The 16285-nt window shown below is 69.5% G+C and carries 15 protein-coding genes and 1 riboswitch; of the genes, 7 read left to right on the forward strand and 8 right to left on the reverse strand.

Annotated features, from left to right (window positions below; genetic code table 11):
* The first annotated feature begins 59 nt into the window (after positions 1 to 59).
* Positions 60 to 791: a flavodoxin family protein gene (locus tag OG435_RS31165; RefSeq protein ID WP_266881235.1), complete on the forward strand. Its 732-nt coding sequence runs from the start codon at positions 60 to 62 to the stop codon at positions 789 to 791.
* Positions 792 to 823: 32 nt separating this feature from the next.
* Here the strand turns inward: OG435_RS31165 and OG435_RS31170 are convergent, their stop codons facing one another.
* The 8 genes from OG435_RS31170 to gcvT form a co-directional block, all read right to left on the reverse strand.
* Positions 824 to 1348, reverse strand: a complete 525-nt coding sequence (locus OG435_RS31170; protein WP_266881236.1) for an AMIN-like domain-containing (lipo)protein — start codon at positions 1346 to 1348, stop codon at positions 824 to 826.
* 116 nt (positions 1349 to 1464) lie between these two features.
* Positions 1465 to 1872, reverse strand: coding sequence for an SsgA family sporulation/cell division regulator (locus OG435_RS31175; RefSeq protein ID WP_266881237.1), 408 nt, complete (start codon positions 1870 to 1872; stop codon positions 1465 to 1467).
* Between the two features lie 220 nt (positions 1873 to 2092).
* Positions 2093 to 2407, reverse strand: a complete 315-nt coding sequence (locus tag OG435_RS31180; RefSeq protein ID WP_266881238.1) for a hypothetical protein — start codon at positions 2405 to 2407, stop codon at positions 2093 to 2095.
* A 282-nt stretch (positions 2408 to 2689) separates the two neighbouring features.
* Complete coding sequence (locus OG435_RS31185) at positions 2690 to 4072, reverse strand: L-serine ammonia-lyase (RefSeq protein WP_266881239.1); 1383 nt, start codon at positions 4070 to 4072, stop codon at positions 2690 to 2692.
* Positions 4073 to 4235: 163 nt separating this feature from the next.
* A complete protein-coding gene (locus OG435_RS31190; RefSeq protein ID WP_266881240.1) occupies positions 4236 to 5885 on the reverse strand; it encodes an APC family permease in 1650 nt (549 codons plus the stop codon).
* A gap of 167 nt (positions 5886 to 6052) precedes the next feature.
* Entirely contained in the window at positions 6053 to 7309 is a 1257-nt protein-coding gene (gene glyA, locus OG435_RS31195; RefSeq protein WP_266881241.1) for a serine hydroxymethyltransferase, read from the reverse strand.
* 14 nt (positions 7310 to 7323) lie between these two features.
* Positions 7324 to 7704, reverse strand: a complete 381-nt coding sequence (gene gcvH, locus OG435_RS31200; protein WP_266881242.1) for a glycine cleavage system protein GcvH — start codon at positions 7702 to 7704, stop codon at positions 7324 to 7326.
* Positions 7705 to 7808: 104 nt separating this feature from the next.
* The gene (gcvT, locus tag OG435_RS31205) at positions 7809 to 8924 is read right to left on the reverse strand and encodes a glycine cleavage system aminomethyltransferase GcvT (RefSeq protein WP_266881243.1); all 1116 of its coding nucleotides are present in this window, start codon (positions 8922 to 8924) and stop codon (positions 7809 to 7811) included.
* A 182-nt stretch (positions 8925 to 9106) separates the two neighbouring features.
* Positions 9107 to 9210, reverse strand: a riboswitch (glycine riboswitch).
* Between the two features lie 234 nt (positions 9211 to 9444).
* On the opposite strand from gcvT, the gene OG435_RS31210 reads away from it, so the two are divergent.
* The 6 genes from OG435_RS31210 (at position 9445) to OG435_RS31235 (ending at position 16235) form a co-directional block, all read left to right on the forward strand.
* Complete coding sequence (locus OG435_RS31210; RefSeq protein ID WP_430625784.1) at positions 9445 to 10083, forward strand: AAA family ATPase; 639 nt, start codon at positions 9445 to 9447, stop codon at positions 10081 to 10083.
* 141 nt (positions 10084 to 10224) lie between these two features.
* Entirely contained in the window at positions 10225 to 10935 is a 711-nt protein-coding gene (locus tag OG435_RS31215) for an enhanced serine sensitivity protein SseB C-terminal domain-containing protein (protein WP_266881245.1), read from the forward strand.
* A 67-nt stretch (positions 10936 to 11002) separates the two neighbouring features.
* Positions 11003 to 11743, forward strand: coding sequence for an enhanced serine sensitivity protein SseB C-terminal domain-containing protein (locus OG435_RS31220; protein WP_266881246.1), 741 nt, complete (start codon positions 11003 to 11005; stop codon positions 11741 to 11743).
* Between the two features lie 510 nt (positions 11744 to 12253).
* A complete protein-coding gene (locus tag OG435_RS31225) occupies positions 12254 to 13246 on the forward strand; it encodes an ABC transporter permease (protein ID WP_266881247.1) in 993 nt (330 codons plus the stop codon).
* A 94-nt stretch (positions 13247 to 13340) separates the two neighbouring features.
* On the forward strand, positions 13341 to 15050 hold the full coding sequence (locus tag OG435_RS31230) for an ABC transporter substrate-binding protein (protein WP_430625785.1): 1710 nt from the start codon (positions 13341 to 13343) through the stop codon (positions 15048 to 15050).
* A 183-nt stretch (positions 15051 to 15233) separates the two neighbouring features.
* On the forward strand, positions 15234 to 16235 hold the full coding sequence (locus OG435_RS31235; RefSeq protein WP_266881249.1) for an ABC transporter permease: 1002 nt from the start codon (positions 15234 to 15236) through the stop codon (positions 16233 to 16235).
* Positions 16236 to 16285: the final 50 nt, after the last annotated feature.

Genomic DNA, 16285 nt, shown 5'->3' on the forward strand with positions numbered 1-16285 from the left:
GGTGCCCGGACGGGTGCGGTCCGCTGGCGGGCCCGTCCCGGGGCGCCGAGGCTGGTGGGGTGACCGCCGAATCCGATGCCGCGCCCGCCTTCGACTACTCCGACCTCACCGCCGTCTACGTCAACTGCACGCTCAAGCGATCGCCCGAGCCCAGCAACACCGAGGGCCTGATCGGCAGGAGCCGCGCGGTGATGGAGGCGGCCGGGGTCCGGACCTCGCTCATCCGGGCCGTCGACCACGACATCGCCACCGGAGTCTGGCCCGACATGACCGACCACGGCTGGGAGAACGATCAGTGGCCGGTGCTCTACAGCCAGATCATGGACGCGGACATCCTCGTGCTGTGCGGCCCGATCTGGCTCGGGGACAACAGCTCGGTGATGAAGCAGGTCATCGAGCGGCTCTACGCCTGCTCGTCGATCCTGAACGACCAGGGCCAGTACGCCTATTACGGGCGCGTGGGCGGGGCGCTGATCACGGGCAACGAGGACGGCGTCAAACACTGCGCCATGAACATCCTCTACAGCCTCCAGCACCTCGGCTATGCGATCCCGCCGCAGGCCGACGCCGGATGGATCGGCGAGGCCGGACCCGGGCCCTCGTACCTGGACCCCGGATCCGGCGGCCCCGAGAACGATTTCACCAACCGGAACACGGCCTTCATGAGCTGGAACCTCATGCACCTGGCCGCCCTGCTCAAGCGGGCCGGCGGGATGCCGGCGCACGGAAACCAGCGCTCCCTGTGGGACGCGGGCTGCCGCTTCGACTTCCCGAACCCCGAGCACCGGTAGCCGCGCCCCGTCTCCCGCCGGCGCGTGCCTGCTCAGCAGACGTTCGGGTGCGCCACGTCCAGGACGAAGCGCTCCGGGGAGTGCAGCGTGGACGAGGTGTAGGCGGGCTTGGTGTCGAAGGCGGCGCCGAAGGTGACGTACCCCTCGTAGTCGCCGGTCAGGGCGAGGCCCTTCAGCTTGGGCAGGTAGATCTTGATGAGCTTGGGCCCGAGGTAGACGTTGCGGCCCGCCTCGTCGTGTCCGGCTGCGGGATGCAGGCGGATCTCCAGGAAGTACCGCCCGGCCAGCGGGACGGGCTTGCCGGACCCGTCGTAGACCAGCTCCGGGACGGGGGTGACGGTGACCTCGGGTACGTATCCCTGCAGGTCGATGACCACCCGGTCGTACGTGCAGTGCCCGCCCCAGCGGGCATTGACGACGAGCGGAGTGGCGGTGGCGGTGGTGGTGGGCGTTGCGGTCGTGGCTGCGGCGGAGGCCGGTGCGGCGAAGGCGAGCATGGCGGCGAGCAGTGCGCCCAACCCCAGTGCGGTGGCCTGCCGGCGGCGTGGACGGTTCATTGCGTCCCCTCGATTCCGAGAGACGGGGAACGGTGTCACCCGTGAAGACGCGCCCGGTACGGCAGCGGTTGCACCGGGTTCACCCGGTCCGGCGGGTCCCGCCCGTTGCGCCCGGTTCAGCTGGGCAGGAGGGCGTTCAGCTCGGCGTCGAGGTCGTAGTGCAGGTGTTCCTGGCCGCGCGGAACGAGCTCGGTCATCCGGCGGCACAGCGCGTGCACGTCCTTGGCCCGGGCGGACATCACGCAGGACTGCGTGCCGTTGCTGAAGGCGAAGAAGACCCGCGGCTCGGTGCCCCTCCAGCGCGGCCACACCTGGATGTCGCCCTCACCGGTGGCGCAGACCTGGCCGTCGAGCAGCAGCTCCCGGGAGAAGACCCAGCGGGCGAGGTGCATTCCGGCGCCCTCGAAGTCGAGGGAGATCTCGTAGGGCCGATCGGTGCGGTACACGAAGACGCCCCGCACCGGGACGGGCTCGGGAGCGGCCTCCAGGCGGAGCGGGAGGACGCGGTGTTCGGTGCCGGTCATGCGGGCGCCTCTCTCTCGGGGTGGGGTCCCCGCCGGCGCATGTGCGCAGGGCCCACTCGGGCAAGCTAGCCCACCCCCGGGCCGCCCCGGCGCGGCCAAAGGTCCCCTTCGCCCGGGCCGCTCGGCCCGTCTTCGCCCGACGCGCCGAGCCCCGCCCTCCGGGGGGAGGGCGGGGCTCGGTGGAAGGGCGTGCGCGGCCGGGGCGGGGCCCCGGCCGGAACTACGGGAGCGGGTTGTAGATGAAGGACTCGTGGGAGTTGGACTGGCCGATCGCGGTGAAGCCCGAACCGTTGGCCTGGGCGCCGTTGTTCTGGTTGGAGGCACCGAAGCCCGAGGCGACCTGCTGGGCGGTGGAGGAGTTGCCGGTGTTGCTGCCGCCGACCCCGCTTCCGAGGACACCGGCGAGGGCCGCGTTCGACGCGGTCCCGGCCGCACCGGCCCCGTTGTCGGCCTGGGCGACGCCCGAGAGGAGCGCGAAGGCGAGGGGGAGCGATGCGGCGGCCGCCATCATGCGGATGCTGCGAGTGCTTGCCATGTTTCAAGTCCTCCAGTTAAGCAAAACGGCTGTGGTCCAAGACGGTTGGCCGAACCGCCGGGGGTGTGGACGCGACGTCGTGCCCCCACCCTGGCGCAGGTGATCATCAAGAAACCAGCCCAGAGTGCCTTGTTCCCCCTCAAGCGTGATCAACCCACCGCCAAACCTCACAACCCACTCAATCTCGAACGAAGTTACTGGCGTAACCCACCTGCCCGGCAGGGGGAACGACGAAGGCCCCGACGCGAAGCGTCGGGGCCCGAATCGTTCAGCTGGTGCAGGTCAGCACTCGATGACGTTGACCGCCAGGCCGCCGCGGGCGGTTTCCTTGTACTTGACCTTCATGTCGGCGCCCGTCTCCTTCATGGTCTTGATGACCTTGTCGAGGGAGACCTTGTGGCTGCCGTCGCCGCGCATCGCCATCTTGGCCGCGGTGACGGCCTTGACCGCCGCCATCCCGTTGCGCTCGATGCAGGGGATCTGGACGAGGCCGCCGACCGGGTCGCAGGTGAGGCCGAGGTTGTGCTCCATGCCGATCTCGGCCGCGTTCTCGACCTGCTCCGGGGTGCCGCCCAGGACCTCGGCCAGCGCGCCGGCCGCCATCGAGCAGGCCGAGCCGACCTCGCCCTGGCAGCCGACCTCGGCGCCGGAGATCGAGGCGTTCTCCTTGAAGAGCATGCCGATCGCGCCTGCGGCGAGGAGGAAGCGGACCACGCCGTCCTCGTCCGCGCCCGGCACGAAGTTCATGTAGTAGTGCAGGACCGCCGGGAGGACGCCCGCCGCGCCGTTCGTCGGGGCCGTCACGACCCGGCCGCCGGCCGCGTTCTCCTCGTTGACCGCCATCGCGTAGATGGTCGCCCACTCGCTGCGGTGCATCATCGGGTCGCCCTCGGTGCGCAGCTGGCGCGCCGTGGAGGCGGCCCGGCGCTTGACCCGCAGGCCGCCGGGGAGGATGCCCTCGCGGGACATGCCGCGCGCGACGCAGGACTGCATGACGCGCCAGATCTCCAGCAGGCCCTCGCGGATCTCGTCCTCGGTGCGCCAGGCCTTCTCGTTCTCCAGCATCATCGAGGAGATCGACAGGCCGGTCTCGTTCGCGAGGCGCAGCATCTCGTCTCCGCTGCGGAAGGGGTACTTCAGCGGGGTGTCGTCGAGCTTGATCCGGTCCTCGCCGACCGCGTCCTCGTCCACGACGAAGCCGCCGCCGACCGAGTAGTAGGTCTTCTCCAGCAGGGGGGTGCCCGCCTCGTCGTACGCGAAGAGCGTCATGCCGTTCGCGTGGTACGGGAGCGAGCGCCGGCGGTGCAGGATCAGCTGGTTCGGCTCGTCGAAGTCGATCTCGTGGCCATCGCCTATCTCGGTGCTCAGCAGGCGCAGGCGGCCCGTCTGGCGGATGCGCTCGACCTCGGCGTCGGCGGTCTCCACGTTCACGGTGCGGGGCGAGTGGCCCTCCAGGCCCAGCAGCACCGCCTTGGGGGTGCCGTGGCCGTGCCCGGTGGCACCGAGGGAGCCGAAGAGCTCGGCGCGGACCGAGGCGGTCTGGGCGAGGACGCCGTCCTTCTTGAGCCGGGTCACGAACATGCGCGCGGCGCGCATCGGTCCGACGGTGTGGGAGGAAGAGGGACCGATGCCGATCGAGAAGAGATCGAAGACGGAGATGGCCACGGTTGCGGACTCCTATGTCTGCTCGTGGGTGGGAAGCGTGGGCAGGAGGGGCTGATCGGGTTGATCGGATTGATCGGGGACGATCTGCGGATTTTGTCCGGCAGCCGAGCTTAACGCGGTGAGGTGAACGGCTCGGCCGCCGGACGGGTCGGGAAGGGGATGCTCAGGCGTGGCTCAGTTCGCGCTCCGGAGCGTCGGCCGTGTCGGCCGCCTCGGCGGGGGCGTCCAGGACCGGGTCCGGGCCCGGCAGGCCCGCGTAGTGGGCCTTGACCCCGGACCGTACGGCCCAGAAGTAGAAGCCCAGGGCGGAGACGGCCACGATGGCGATGTCCACGCCGCCGGGGATGAATCCGCTGCCGCCGAACTCGCTGCTGCCGAGCGCCGACAGCGTGCCCAGCCACAGCAGGAAGGCGATCATCCACCAGGCCGGGGCGAACTGCTTGGCCATGTTCTTCTCGCCCTTGCGCTTGAGCACGATCGCCGCGATCGGGGCGGCCACCAGGGTGAGCAGCACCACCTTGCCGGTGTCCGGCCACTTGGACCAGTACAGGGCGCAGGCGGCGAAGGCGAAGGTGATCGGGCAGAGGATGCTCGCCGCCGGGAGGCGGAAGGGGCGCGGCAGCTCGGGCTTGGTCTTGCGGAAGACGCCGACCGCGATCGGGCCGATCAGGTACGAGACCACCATCGCGGCGGAGACGACGCTGGCCAGGGCCTCCCAGCTGTGGCCGACGGTGACCAGCAGCAGGATCGAGAAGCCGAGGTTCAGCCACATCGCGGGACGCGCGGTGCCGTACTTCGGGTGGACCTCGCGGATCTTCTTCGGGAAGAAGCCGGTGTCCGCGAGGTTCTGCGCCATGTACGAGGCGGAGGCGACGTTGCCGATGTTGGCACCGGACGGGGAGATGAAGGCACCGAACTGGAGCATCGTGACGACCCAGTGCAGCATCAGCATCTTGGCGAGGTCGGCGAACGGCGAGGAGAAGTTGATGCCGTTCCAGCCGCCGGCCTCGGCGAGCTTCTCCGGCGGGACGCCGCCGATGAAGGCGATCTGCAGGGCCAGGTAGATGACCAGGCCGAGGGAGAGGGCGCCGACCAGGGCCAGCGGAATGGCGCGGCCGGGGTTCTTGGCGGCGCCGCCGAGGTTGACGACGGCCTGGAAGCCGTTGAAGGCGAAGACCACGCCGGAGGTGGTGACGGCGGTCATGACCGCGGACCAGCCGTTGGGGGCGAAGCCGCCGTGGTCGGTGAAGTTGCCGGTGTGGAAGCCGGAGGCGATCAGGGCGATCACGGCGAGGACGGGGATGGCGAACTTGACCAGGGTGAGGAGGTTGTTCGCCTTGGCGAGCAGCGCCACCGACCAGTAGCAGGCGAGCCACAGGGCCACGGTCAGGAACAGGGCCATCGCCATGCCGGAGGTGGTCAGGCCGCCGTTCTCGACCAGGCCCTTGGCCCAGCCGAAGTTCCAGGAGGACATGTACTGCGTACCGGCGATGGACTCGATCGGGATCAGCGCGGCGATGGCGATCCAGACCGCCCAGCCGGTGATGAAGCCGAGGACGGGGCCATGTGAGATGGTGCCGAAGCGGGCCATCGAGCCGGGCAGCGGGTAGGCGGCGCCCACCTCCGCGTAGGACATGGCGATCATGCCGATGAAGACGGCGCCGATGACCCAGGCGATGATCGCCGCGGGCCCTGCGACGGCTGCCGCCTGACCGGCCCCGAAGAGCCACCCCGATCCGAAGATCGAGCCGAGGCCGATCATGATCAGGGCGAAGAGACTGAGTCCCTTCTTGTTCGCTGCGCTCATGTCCATGGGGTGTGCTGTCCGTCCTGCCAGGGGGTGCGGTCTTTCCTTTATCCGGAGCCTATTTGCCATTTATTGGCAGATTCAGCGGCACTAGGTCGCCTCCACCTGGGGCTTTGGTCATGAAAGAGGCCCGGCCCTGTGCAAAACAAGGCCGGGCCCTCTCAGGCCGGCGCCTAGAGCGTCGGGTACAGCGGGAACTTCGCGGCGAGCGCGGAGACGCGCGCCTTGAGGTCGTCCGCGTCGTAGGCGGGCTTCAGCGCCTGCGCGATGATCTCGGCGACCTCGGTGAAGGCCTCGGCGTCGAAGCCGCGGGTGGCCAGCGCCGGCGTACCGATCCGCAGACCCGAGGTCACCATCGGCGGCCGCGGGTCGTTCGGGATCGCGTTGCGGTTGACCGTGATGCCGACCTCGTGGAGGCGGTCCTCGGCCTGCTGACCGTCCAGCTCGGAGTTGCGCAGGTCGACCAGGACCAGGTGCACGTCGGTGCCGCCGGTGAGGACGTCCACGCCCACGGCCTTGACGTCGTCCTGGACCAGGCGGGCGGCGAGGATCTTCGCACCCTCCAGGGTGCGCTCCTGGCGCTCCTTGAACTCGGGCGAGGCCGCCACGAGGAAGGAGACGGCCTTGGCCGCGATCACGTGCTCCAGCGGGCCGCCCTGCTGACCCGGGAAGACCGCGGAGTTGATCTTCTTGGCCAGCTCCTGCGTCGACAGGATGACACCGCCGCGCGGACCGCCGAGGGTCTTGTGCGTGGTGGTGGTGACGACGTGGGCGTGCGGCACCGGGTTCGGGTGCAGACCCGCGGCGACGAGGCCGGCGAAGTGCGCCATGTCGACCATCAGGTACGCGCCGACCTCGTCCGCGATGCGGCGGAAGGCGGCGAAGTCGAGCTGGCGCGGGTAGGCGGACCAGCCCGCGACGATCAGCTGCGGCTTGGACTCCTTGGCGAGGCGCTCGACCTCGGCCATGTCGACCTCGCCGGTCTCGTCGACGTGGTACGGGACCACGTTGTAGAGCTTGCCGGAGAAATTGATCTTCATGCCGTGGGTCAGGTGACCGCCGTGGGCCAGGTTCAGACCCATGATCGTGTCGCCCGGCTTGATCAGCGCGAACATCGCGGCCGCGTTGGCCTGCGCGCCCGAGTGGGGCTGCACGTTCGCGGCCTCGGCGCCGAAGAGCGCCTTGATGCGGTCGATCGCGATCTGCTCGACCACGTCGACGTGCTCGCAGCCGCCGTAGTAGCGGCGGCCGGGGTAGCCCTCGGCGTACTTGTTGGTCAGGACCGAGCCCTGGGCCTCCATGACGGCGACCGGAGCGAAGTTCTCCGACGCGATCATTTCCAGGGTGGACTGCTGGCGCACGAGTTCGGCGTCGACGGCGGCGGCGACGTCCGGGTCGAGCTCGTGGAGGGGAGTGTTCAGTACAGACATCAGGGTTCCCTGGGTCAGTTGCCGGCGGTGAGCTTGGCGTACTCGTCGGATGAGAGCAGGTCGGCGGGCTCCTCCGTGACGCGCACCTTGAAGAGCCAGCCACCCTCGAAGGGAGCCGAGTTCACCAGCGCCGGGTCGTCGATGACGTCCTGGTTGAACTCGACGATCTCGCCGGTGACGGGGGAGTACAGGTCGCTGACCGACTTGGTCGACTCCAGCTCGCCGCAGGTCTCGCCCGCGGTCACCGTGTCACCGACCTCGGGAAGCTGGGCGTAGACGACGTCACCGAGCGCGTTGGCCGCGAACTCCGTGATGCCGACCGTCGAGACGCCGTCGACGGCGCCCGACAGCCACTCGTGCTCCTTGCTGAAACGCAGCTGCTGGGGGTTGCTCATGACCTGATTCTCCTGGATGCGGGGGAGTGGATACGAACGGAGGTCGTGCGGGACGGCGGGATGCGCCGGTCAGCGGTGAGGCGTGGTGCGGTGCGGGTACGGCGTTACTTCTGCCGCTTGTAGAACGGCAGGGCCACGACCTCGTACGCCTCATGCGTACCGCGAATGTCCACGCCGACGCCGGAGGTGCCGGGCGCGGCGTGCGCCGCGTCGACATAGGCCATCGCGATCGGCTTGCCCAGCGTCGGGGACGGGGCGCCCGAGGTGACCTCGCCGACGACCTGGCCGTCGAAGGTCACGGAGAAACCGGCGCGCGGAACGCGGCGGCCCTCGGCGATCAGGCCGACCAGCTTGCGCGGCGCCTTGGAGGCGGCGCGCTCGGCGGCGGCCTCCAGGGCGGCGCGGCCGACGAAGTCGCCCTCCTTCTCGAACTTCACGACCCGGCCCAGACCCGCGTCGAACGGGGTCAGGGCGGTGGTCAGCTCGTGCCCGTACAGCGGCATGCCCGCTTCCAGGCGCAGGGTGTCGCGGCAGGACAGGCCGGCCGGGACCAGGCCGACGCCCTCGCCCGCCTTGGTCAGCGCCTGCCACAGCTCCACGGCGTGCTCCGGCGAGACGAACAGCTCGAAGCCGTCCTCGCCGGTGTAGCCGGTACGCGCGATCAGCGCGGGCACCCCGGCGACCGTGCCGGGCAGGCCGGCGTAGTACTTCAGCCCGTCCAGGTCGGCGTCGGTGAGGGAGGCGAGGATGCCGGGGGACTCCGGACCCTGCACCGCGAGCAGCGCGTACGCGTCGCGGTCGTCGCGGACCTCGGCGTCGAAGCCGGCGGCGCGCTCGGTGATCGCGTCCAGGACGACCTGGGCGTTGGAGGCGTTCGCGACGACCATGAACTCGGTCTCGCCCAGGCGGTAGACGATCAGGTCGTCCAGGATCCCGCCGTCCTCCTGGCAGATGTGCGTGTAGCGGGCACGGCCGACGCCCACGGTGGAGATGTTGCCGACCAGCGCGTAGTCCAGGACCTTGACGGCCTCCGGGCCGGTCAGGGTGATCTCGCCCATGTGGGAGAGGTCGAAGAGACCGGCCTTGGTGCGGACGGCGTTGTGCTCGTCGCGCTCGCTCCCGTACCGCAGGGGCATGTCCCAGCCCGCGAAATCGGTCATGGTCGCACCGAGGGAACGGTGCAGCGCATCGAGGGCGGTCAGGCGGGGGGCAGTGCTCATGGGTGTGGCTCCCGGGTCCCAGGGAATGACATGACGAGGAGGAGTTCCTCCCCATCTGTCATCGGAACCTGAGAGGTTCGCCGAGAGTTCCCCGCTTCCAGGGGAGGCCTCGACTTGCACCTTGGGTGGAGCCGTCGCCCGTGCCCTCACGGGCGGTGGCGCGGCTCGCTTTTCAGATCTGCCTCATCCACGCGGTACGGGGCCTGAGAGATTCAAGGGAGGTACTTGCTCCTTCGGCGCCCGGGCACCGCCTTGCGGCGTGCCGGGACTCTCCCGCGCGGATTCAAGCGGCCGGTATGCAGTTAGGTGTCCAGATGGCGCACATCATTGCACGAGGTGCGGCCGAATGGGGGAGGGGGTCCGCAAGCGGAGCGGAACCGGAGCGGAACCGGACACCCCGGATTACCGTCTCTTTACACTCAGGGGGAACGGGTCCAGGTGACCCGGCCCGGGGGAGGCGAGCACTGTGCGGAGATTCGGACCACTTGCATCGACGAGTACGGCCGCCGTCGAGGACGTGATGGCCGCGGTGCCGACCCAGCGCGCCGTCGTACGGGATCCGGCGGCGGGGGCGCCCGGGGAGTGCGCAGAGCCCGGAGCGGTACGGGACCTGCGCGGAGCCGAGGGACCGCGGCGGCTCCGCTTCGCCGCCGGGGACGTCGTGGTGGTGTCCGGACTGCCCGGCGGCGGCAAGAGCACCCTGATCAAGCGGGCCGCCGAGGGCGGCGGCATCGACTCCCAGGACGCCCGCGAGCGGTGGGAGCGCCGGATGCCGGCCGCCCTGCCCTACGCGGTGTACCGGCCGGCGGTCCGGATCGCGCACTACTGGGGACTGTGGCGGGTGCTCCGCTCCGGGGCCCCGGCCGTCGTCCACGACTGCGGTACGCAGAGCTGGGTCCGGGCGCTGCTGGCCTCGGCTGCCCGGCGGCGCGGCCGCTCGCTGCACCTGGTGCTGCTGGACACCACCCCCGAGGAGGCCCGGGCCGGACAGGCGGCGCGGGGCCGCGGGGTGTCGGCGTACGCCTTCGCCCGGCACCGCGGCGCGGTGACCCGGCTGCTGCGCGAGGCCGAGGCGGGCCGCCCGCCGGCCGGCTGCACGTCGGTGACCCTGCTGGACCGCCCGGCGGCGTCGCGGCTGACGTCGATCGGCTTCCGCTAGCGGCGGCGGGGCGCCGCGCGAGGCCCGTACGGGCTCCCGTACGGGCGGCCCCCGGAGGGGGTGTCGCAGGCGCCCGTTAATCTCGGGAATCTCGGGTCGAGAACCTCGGGTCGAGACCAAGGCAAGCGAGCGGAGACGTACATGTGGCCGGGTAACGAGCTGGAGCAGGTGCTCGGGGCGGCGCTCGGACAGGCGGACGCCGGGGGGCGGATCATCGAGGTCCTCGGACGGAGCGACCTGTGGATCCCGCTGCCCGGCGGGGTGAACAGCCTGAGCCTGCCCACCATGGAGATCGACGGCGCCGCGTACGTGCCCGTCTACAGCTCCGAGGAGCAGTTCCGCGCCTGCGCCGGACCCGCCATGGACTTCGCCGTCGCCCCCGCCGCGGACTTCGCCCGGGGCCTGCCCCCGCAGCTCGGCATCGCGGTCAATCCGGAGGGATCCGTAGGCGTGCCGCTGCCCCCGCCGGCCGTCGCGGAGCTCTGCCGCACCGGCGGCGGCCCGCTCGACGGCCCGGCCACCGGCGGCCGGGTCCGGCTCTACGAGCCCGACTGGCAGGAGGACCCGGTCGATTTCCTGGCCGCCGCCGCGGAGGAGTTCAGCGCCAGCGGAGTCGTCGCCTCCGCGCACCGCTGCCTCGCCAGCGTCGAGGGCGGCTCGCCGGAGCTCTACATCGGTGTCCGCCTGCTGGGATGGGAGCCCGAGATGCGAAACGCCCCGATGGACGCCCTGGGCCGGGCCCTGACCCGCGTACCGCCGCCCTGGCCGGTGCAGTTGATCCTGCTCGACGCCGCGGAAGACCCGGTCGTCGACTACATCACCACGCGCGTACGCCCCTTCTACCTGCCGTAGTGACGCTTAAGCTGGTGGCCGACACGCGTGGACGACGGGCGGACGAACAGACGAAGAGGGGTACCGGGTGAGTGCGTCAGGCACGGCCGCGGTCGGGCAGGTCGAGCACATGCTGCGCCAGGTGACTCCCGGGCGCTACGAGAGCTACGAGTCCCTCCTGCACGCCCTGGCCGAGGGACGGCTGTGGATGCTCCTCTGGCAGGGGCAGCCCGGCTCCCCGGAGACCCAGTACGGCGGCATGGAGGTCGAGGGCCTCGGGTACGCGCCCTGCGTGACCTCCCCGCAGGAACTGGCCGCCAGCGGCTGGAACCGCGGGTACGAGGTGGTCACGGGCCGGGACATCGCCCGCGCCCTCTACCCCGACCGCTGGGGGCTGTGGCTCAATCCGCACGCCCAGGGCGGCGGCGTCGGCATCCCCTGGGCCGACCTGCGCCGGGTCGCCACCGGGCTGGACCGGATGCCGGCCGGCCCGCTGCGGCTGTCCGAGCCCGCCATCGAACTGCCGCAGTTCTACGGGCTGCTCACGCAGCACGCCCACCGCACGCCGGCCGTCCGCTCGCTGCGCCGCGCCTGGGTGCAGCCCGCGCTGGGGTCCCCGTACCTCGCCGTCGGGCTCGACCTGTACGACGCCTCCGCGCACGCCCTGGAATCGGTCCGGGAGATGATGCGCCAGTCGGTCGGAGCGGTCCCCGAGGGGGTTCCCGTGTGCACGGTCGCGCTCGCGGACGAGCACGATCCGGTGGCGATGTGGCTGCGGGCGCAGACCCGGCCCTTCTACGACCGCGAGGGTCAGGCACCCGCCTACTGAGACGTCCCGCTTGTTGAGACATAGGCACCAAGGCCGCACGGAACAGTCGTTCCGTGCGGCCTTTGCGTTGTCCTGATTTCGACGCTGATGTACGCCCAATAGGCATGCTCGTAGGCCGAGTTGGGCGCCATGTCCGATTCCGTACCGAACAGGATGTCTTGCTCCGCTGAGGTGACAGTGAAGTCCGGATAACGGGAACTCGACCCTCAGATCACGGTTGCGCATCCATTCACCTGCGGGTCTGGCGGCTGATCGAGCGCCCGATGAAGACTCCCCACCCAAGAGCGGGTCAGTCTTCCGAAGGCGAGCTCGTCGCGGGAACTTCGCTTGTTGTTTCGTACAGCACCATGCGCATCACCAGCAATGCCCGTAGCGCACAGCCCCGGCAGTAACCGTTCCGCAGACAGACCGCAACCGCACCTCGCACTCCGAGCGCCACTCCGCACCAACGCCGCCACAGCGGCGGGCATGGGCCGGCTCACCCGTCGGCCGAGAGGGGTCCCCACCACGATGACGGCACCACTGCATGACACGAGCGCGGAGACTCCCGCTCCCGTGTCCGTAGCCGACGTCCCAGCCAAGGCCATCGAAGGCCGCTCGCCCGGCCGCATCGCCTGGATGCGGCTCAAGCGCGACAAGGTCGCGCTGACGGGCGGCGTGGTCGTGATCCTCCTGATCCTGGTGGCGGTCTTCGCCCCGCTGATCGTGAGCCTGCTGGGCCACCCGCCCAACGAGTTCCACGAGGATCTGCTCGACCCGGAGTTCGGGACGCCGCTCGGATCCTTCGGAGGCATCAGCTCCGACTACCTGCTGGGCGTGGAGCCGACCAACGGCCGCGACGTCTTCAGCCGGATCGTCTACGGCGCCCGCATCTCCCTGACCGTCGCCTTCCTCGCCGCCTTCGTCTCCGTCGTCCTCGGCAGCCTGCTGGGCGCCCTGGCCGGGTTCCTCGGCGGCTGGGTCGACGGTGTCATCAGCCGCACCATGGACCTGCTGCTGGCCTTCCCGCAGCTGCTGTTCACCATCTCGCTGGTCTCCGTCGTTCCCAACTCCCTGTGGGGATTCACGGGTTCGGGTGTCCGGATGGGCGTGCTGGTGGTCGTCATCGGCTTCTTCGGCTGGCCCTACATCGGCCGCATCGTGCGGGGCCAGACGATCTCGCTGCGCGAGCGCGAGTACGTCGAGGCCGCACGCAGCCTCGGAGCCGGCCGCGGCTACATCCTGATCAAGGAGCTGCTGCCGAACCTGTTCGCGCCGATCCTCGTCTACACGACGCTGATCATCCCGACGAACATCCTGACGGAGGCGGCCCTCAGCTTCCTCGGAGCCGGCGTCAAGCCGCCGACGGCCTCCTGGGGAAAGATGCTGTCCGACGCCATCCCCATCTACCAGGACGACCCCATGTACATGGTCGTTCCCGGCATGGCGATCTTCATCACCGTCCTGGCGTTCAACCTCTTCGGGGACGGGCTGCGTGACGCACTCGACCCCAAGGGCAGCTGAACCGCTTCATCGATTCCCCCACCAATGGAGGTTGAACAACGTGATCCGCAGAAAGAAGGCGCTCGCGATCACCGCGGTGGTCGCTGCCCTCTCGATGTCCGCCGTGGCATGTGGCAAGGACGAGGCCAAGACCCCGTCCAAGGACAAGCCGGCCGCGACGGGCTTCAACGCCGCGACCACCGGCGTGGTGAACCCGTCCACCACCAAGGGCGGAGAGCTCAAGCTCTGGTCCCCCCAGGACGTCGACTACCTCGACCCGGCGCGCGCCTACTACGGCTTCGTCTGGAACCTGCAGCGCCTCTACATCCGCCAGCTGTTCGCGTACGACAGCAAGCCGGGCGCCGCGGGCACCAAGCTGGTCCCGGACCTCGCCGCGGGCGACCCGGTCCTGAGCAACGACGGCAAGACGTACACCGTCAAGATCAAGGACGGCGTCAAGTTCGAGGACGGCACGCCGATCACCTCGAAGGACTTCAAGTACGGCATCGAGCGCGTCTTCGCGCAGGACGTGCTGTCCGGTGGTCCCACGTACCTGATCGACATCCTCGACCAGGGCCAGAAGTACCCCGGCCCGTACAAGGACACCGACCCCGACAAGATGGGTCTGAAGTCCGTCCAGACGCCGGACGACAAGACGATCGTCTTCAACCTGGCGAGCGCCAACTCGGACTTCAAGTACCTGCTGGCCATGCCGTCCTCCTCCCCGGTCCCCGCGGGCAAGGACACGGGCGCCACCTACACCAACAAGCCGGTCTCCACCGGTCCTTACAAGGTGTCGGAGTTCACGGCGAGCAAGGGCGCGACCTTCGTCCGCAACGAGAACTGGGACCCGAAGACGGACACGATCCGCACGGGCCTGCCGGACAAGGTCAGCTTCACGGTGACCACCAACCCGGACGACATGGACCAGCGTCTGATCTCCGGTGACATCGACCTCGCGGTCGACGGCACGGGCATGCAGGCCGCCGGCAAGAACAAGGTCCTCAAGGACGAGGCGCTCAAGGCCAACGCGGACAACCCGTTCACGGGCTACATCCGCTACTTCGCCTTCCCGACGGACGTCGCCCCGTTCGACAACATCGAGTGCCGCAAGGCCGTCATCTACGCGGCCGACCCGAAGTCCCTGCAGACGGCCCGAGGCGGCCCGACCAGCGGTGACCTCGGCGCGAACATGCTGCCGCCCGGCATCCCCGGCTCCGACAAGAAGTACGACCCGTTCGGCCTGACGAAGGGCGAGCCGCAGGCCGACAAGGCCAAGGAAGCGCTCAAGGCCTGTGGCAAGCCCGAGGGCTTCACCACCACCATCGCGGTCCGCAACAACCGTGCCCCCGAGGTCAAGTCCGCCGAGTCCCTGCAGGCGGCCCTCGACAAGGTCGGCATCAAGGCCACGATCGACCAGTACGACGGCAAGCTGTCCTCTTCCGTCATCGGTTCGCCCGAGAACGTGAAGGCCAAGGGCTACGGCATCATCGTCATGGGCTGGGGCGCCGACTACAACTCCGGCTCGGGCTTCCTGCAGCCGCTGATCGACGGCACGTTCATCCTGAAGAACGGCAACAACAACTACACGATGACGAACGACCCGGAGATCAACGGGCTGTTCAAGACCGCCGCTGCCGCTGCCACCCCGGACGCCGCCGCGCCGTTCTACACGCAGATCAACCAGAAGATCATGGAGAAGGCCCTCTACCTGCCGATCAACTTCGACAAGGCCTTCGTCTACCACAACCCGCGCCTGACCAACGTCTACTTCAACGACTCGATGGGCAAGATCGACCTTGCCACCATCGGCGTCATGAAGTAGTCGAAGCCGCCGAGGAACCCAGGCCGCCCGGCCCCGCCGGGCGGCCCAGGGCCCGCGGCACGTCAGACACAGCTGGTTCGCCTTCACCGCACATGCGCTAGTCCGAAGGGCAGGTGAAGGCCGCAGGCGGCGGCTGCCGTCCCCACAAGGGGCGGCGGTCGCCGGCCCGAGCGGCCGACTGCAGTGCTCGTCTACCTCATACGGCGACTTTTCAACGTCGCCGCAACGCTGCTGGTGGTCTCCGCGGTCACCTTCGGCATCTTCTTCGCGGTCCCGAAGCTGACCGGCAGCGACCCGGCGCTCATGTACGCCGGACGCGAGACCAACGCGACCGCCCTGGCGGGCATCCGGGTGAAGATGGGCTTCGACAAGCCCATCTCCGAGCAGTACCTGATCTTCATGAAGGGCATCTTCGCCGGCCGGGACTACGACGGCGGCACAGAGATCACACACTGTGCGGCCCCGTGCTTCGGCTACTCCTTCAAGACCGAGGTGCCCGTCTGGGACACCATGGTCGACCGCATGCCGGTCACCCTCTCGCTCGCTCTCGGCGCTGCCGTGATCTGGGTGATCGCGGGTGTGGCCACCGGTGTGATCTCGGCGCTCAGGCGCCGCACCGTGGTCGACCGCACCGTCATGATCGGCGCGCTCGCCGGTGTGTCCCTGCCGATCTTCTTCACCGGCATGGTGGCCCCAGCGATCTTCGTCTACGGCCTCGGCTGGCTGGACGTCTCCAACTACAAACCCATCACCGAGGATCCGGTGGCCTGGCTCAACTCCCTGATCCTGCCCTGGGTGACCCTGGCCTTCCTCTTCGCCGCCACCTACGCCCGCATCACCCGCGCCACGATGCTGGAGGTCCTCGGCGAGGACTACATCCGCACCGCCCGGGCCAAGGGCCTCAAGGAGGGCGTGGTCATCCGCAAGCACGCCCTGCGCTCGACCCTCACCCCCGTCGTCACGATGTTCGGCCTCGACCTCGGCGGACTCCTCGGCGGCGCGGTGCTCACCGAGACGACCTTCAACTTCCAGGGCCTGGGAACGGCCGCCGTCGCCGCCATCAGCGCGGGAGACCTCCCCGTGATCATGGGAGTCACCTTGCTCTCCGCGCTCTTCGTGGTGCTGGCCAACCTGATCGTGGACATGCTGTACGCCGTCATCGACCCGCGCGTGAGGCTGACGTGACCGAGAACCACCCCACCGCAGACGCAGCCGCCGCTTCCGCGTCCGCCACG

The organism is Streptomyces sp. NBC_01264 (genome assembly GCF_026340675.1).
Lineage (GTDB): Bacteria > Actinomycetota > Actinomycetes > Streptomycetales > Streptomycetaceae > Streptomyces.

What these genes read in the sequence shown, in the direction of transcription:
- OG435_RS31170 (WP_266881236.1), bottom strand. Translation starts at nt 1,348, where the DNA reads ATGAACCGTCCACGCCGCCGGCAGGCCACCGCACTGGGGTTGGGCGCA.
- OG435_RS31175 (WP_266881237.1), bottom strand. Translation starts at nt 1,872, where the DNA reads ATGACCGGCACCGAACACCGCGTCCTCCCGCTCCGCCTGGAGGCCGCT.
- OG435_RS31180 (WP_266881238.1), bottom strand. Translation starts at nt 2,407, where the DNA reads ATGGCAAGCACTCGCAGCATCCGCATGATGGCGGCCGCCGCATCGCTC.
- OG435_RS31190 (WP_266881240.1), bottom strand. Translation starts at nt 5,885, where the DNA reads ATGGACATGAGCGCAGCGAACAAGAAGGGACTCAGTCTCTTCGCCCTG.
- glyA (WP_266881241.1), bottom strand. Translation starts at nt 7,309, where the DNA reads ATGTCTGTACTGAACACTCCCCTCCACGAGCTCGACCCGGACGTCGCC.
- gcvH (WP_266881242.1), bottom strand. Translation starts at nt 7,704, where the DNA reads ATGAGCAACCCCCAGCAGCTGCGTTTCAGCAAGGAGCACGAGTGGCTG.
- gcvT (WP_266881243.1), bottom strand. Translation starts at nt 8,924, where the DNA reads ATGAGCACTGCCCCCCGCCTGACCGCCCTCGATGCGCTGCACCGTTCC.
- OG435_RS31210 (WP_430625784.1), top strand. Translation starts at nt 9,445, where the DNA reads ATGGCCGCGGTGCCGACCCAGCGCGCCGTCGTACGGGATCCGGCGGCG.
- OG435_RS31215 (WP_266881245.1), top strand. Translation starts at nt 10,225, where the DNA reads ATGTGGCCGGGTAACGAGCTGGAGCAGGTGCTCGGGGCGGCGCTCGGA.
- OG435_RS31225 (WP_266881247.1), top strand. Translation starts at nt 12,254, where the DNA reads ATGACGGCACCACTGCATGACACGAGCGCGGAGACTCCCGCTCCCGTG.
- OG435_RS31230 (WP_430625785.1), top strand. Translation starts at nt 13,341, where the DNA reads ATGTCCGCCGTGGCATGTGGCAAGGACGAGGCCAAGACCCCGTCCAAG.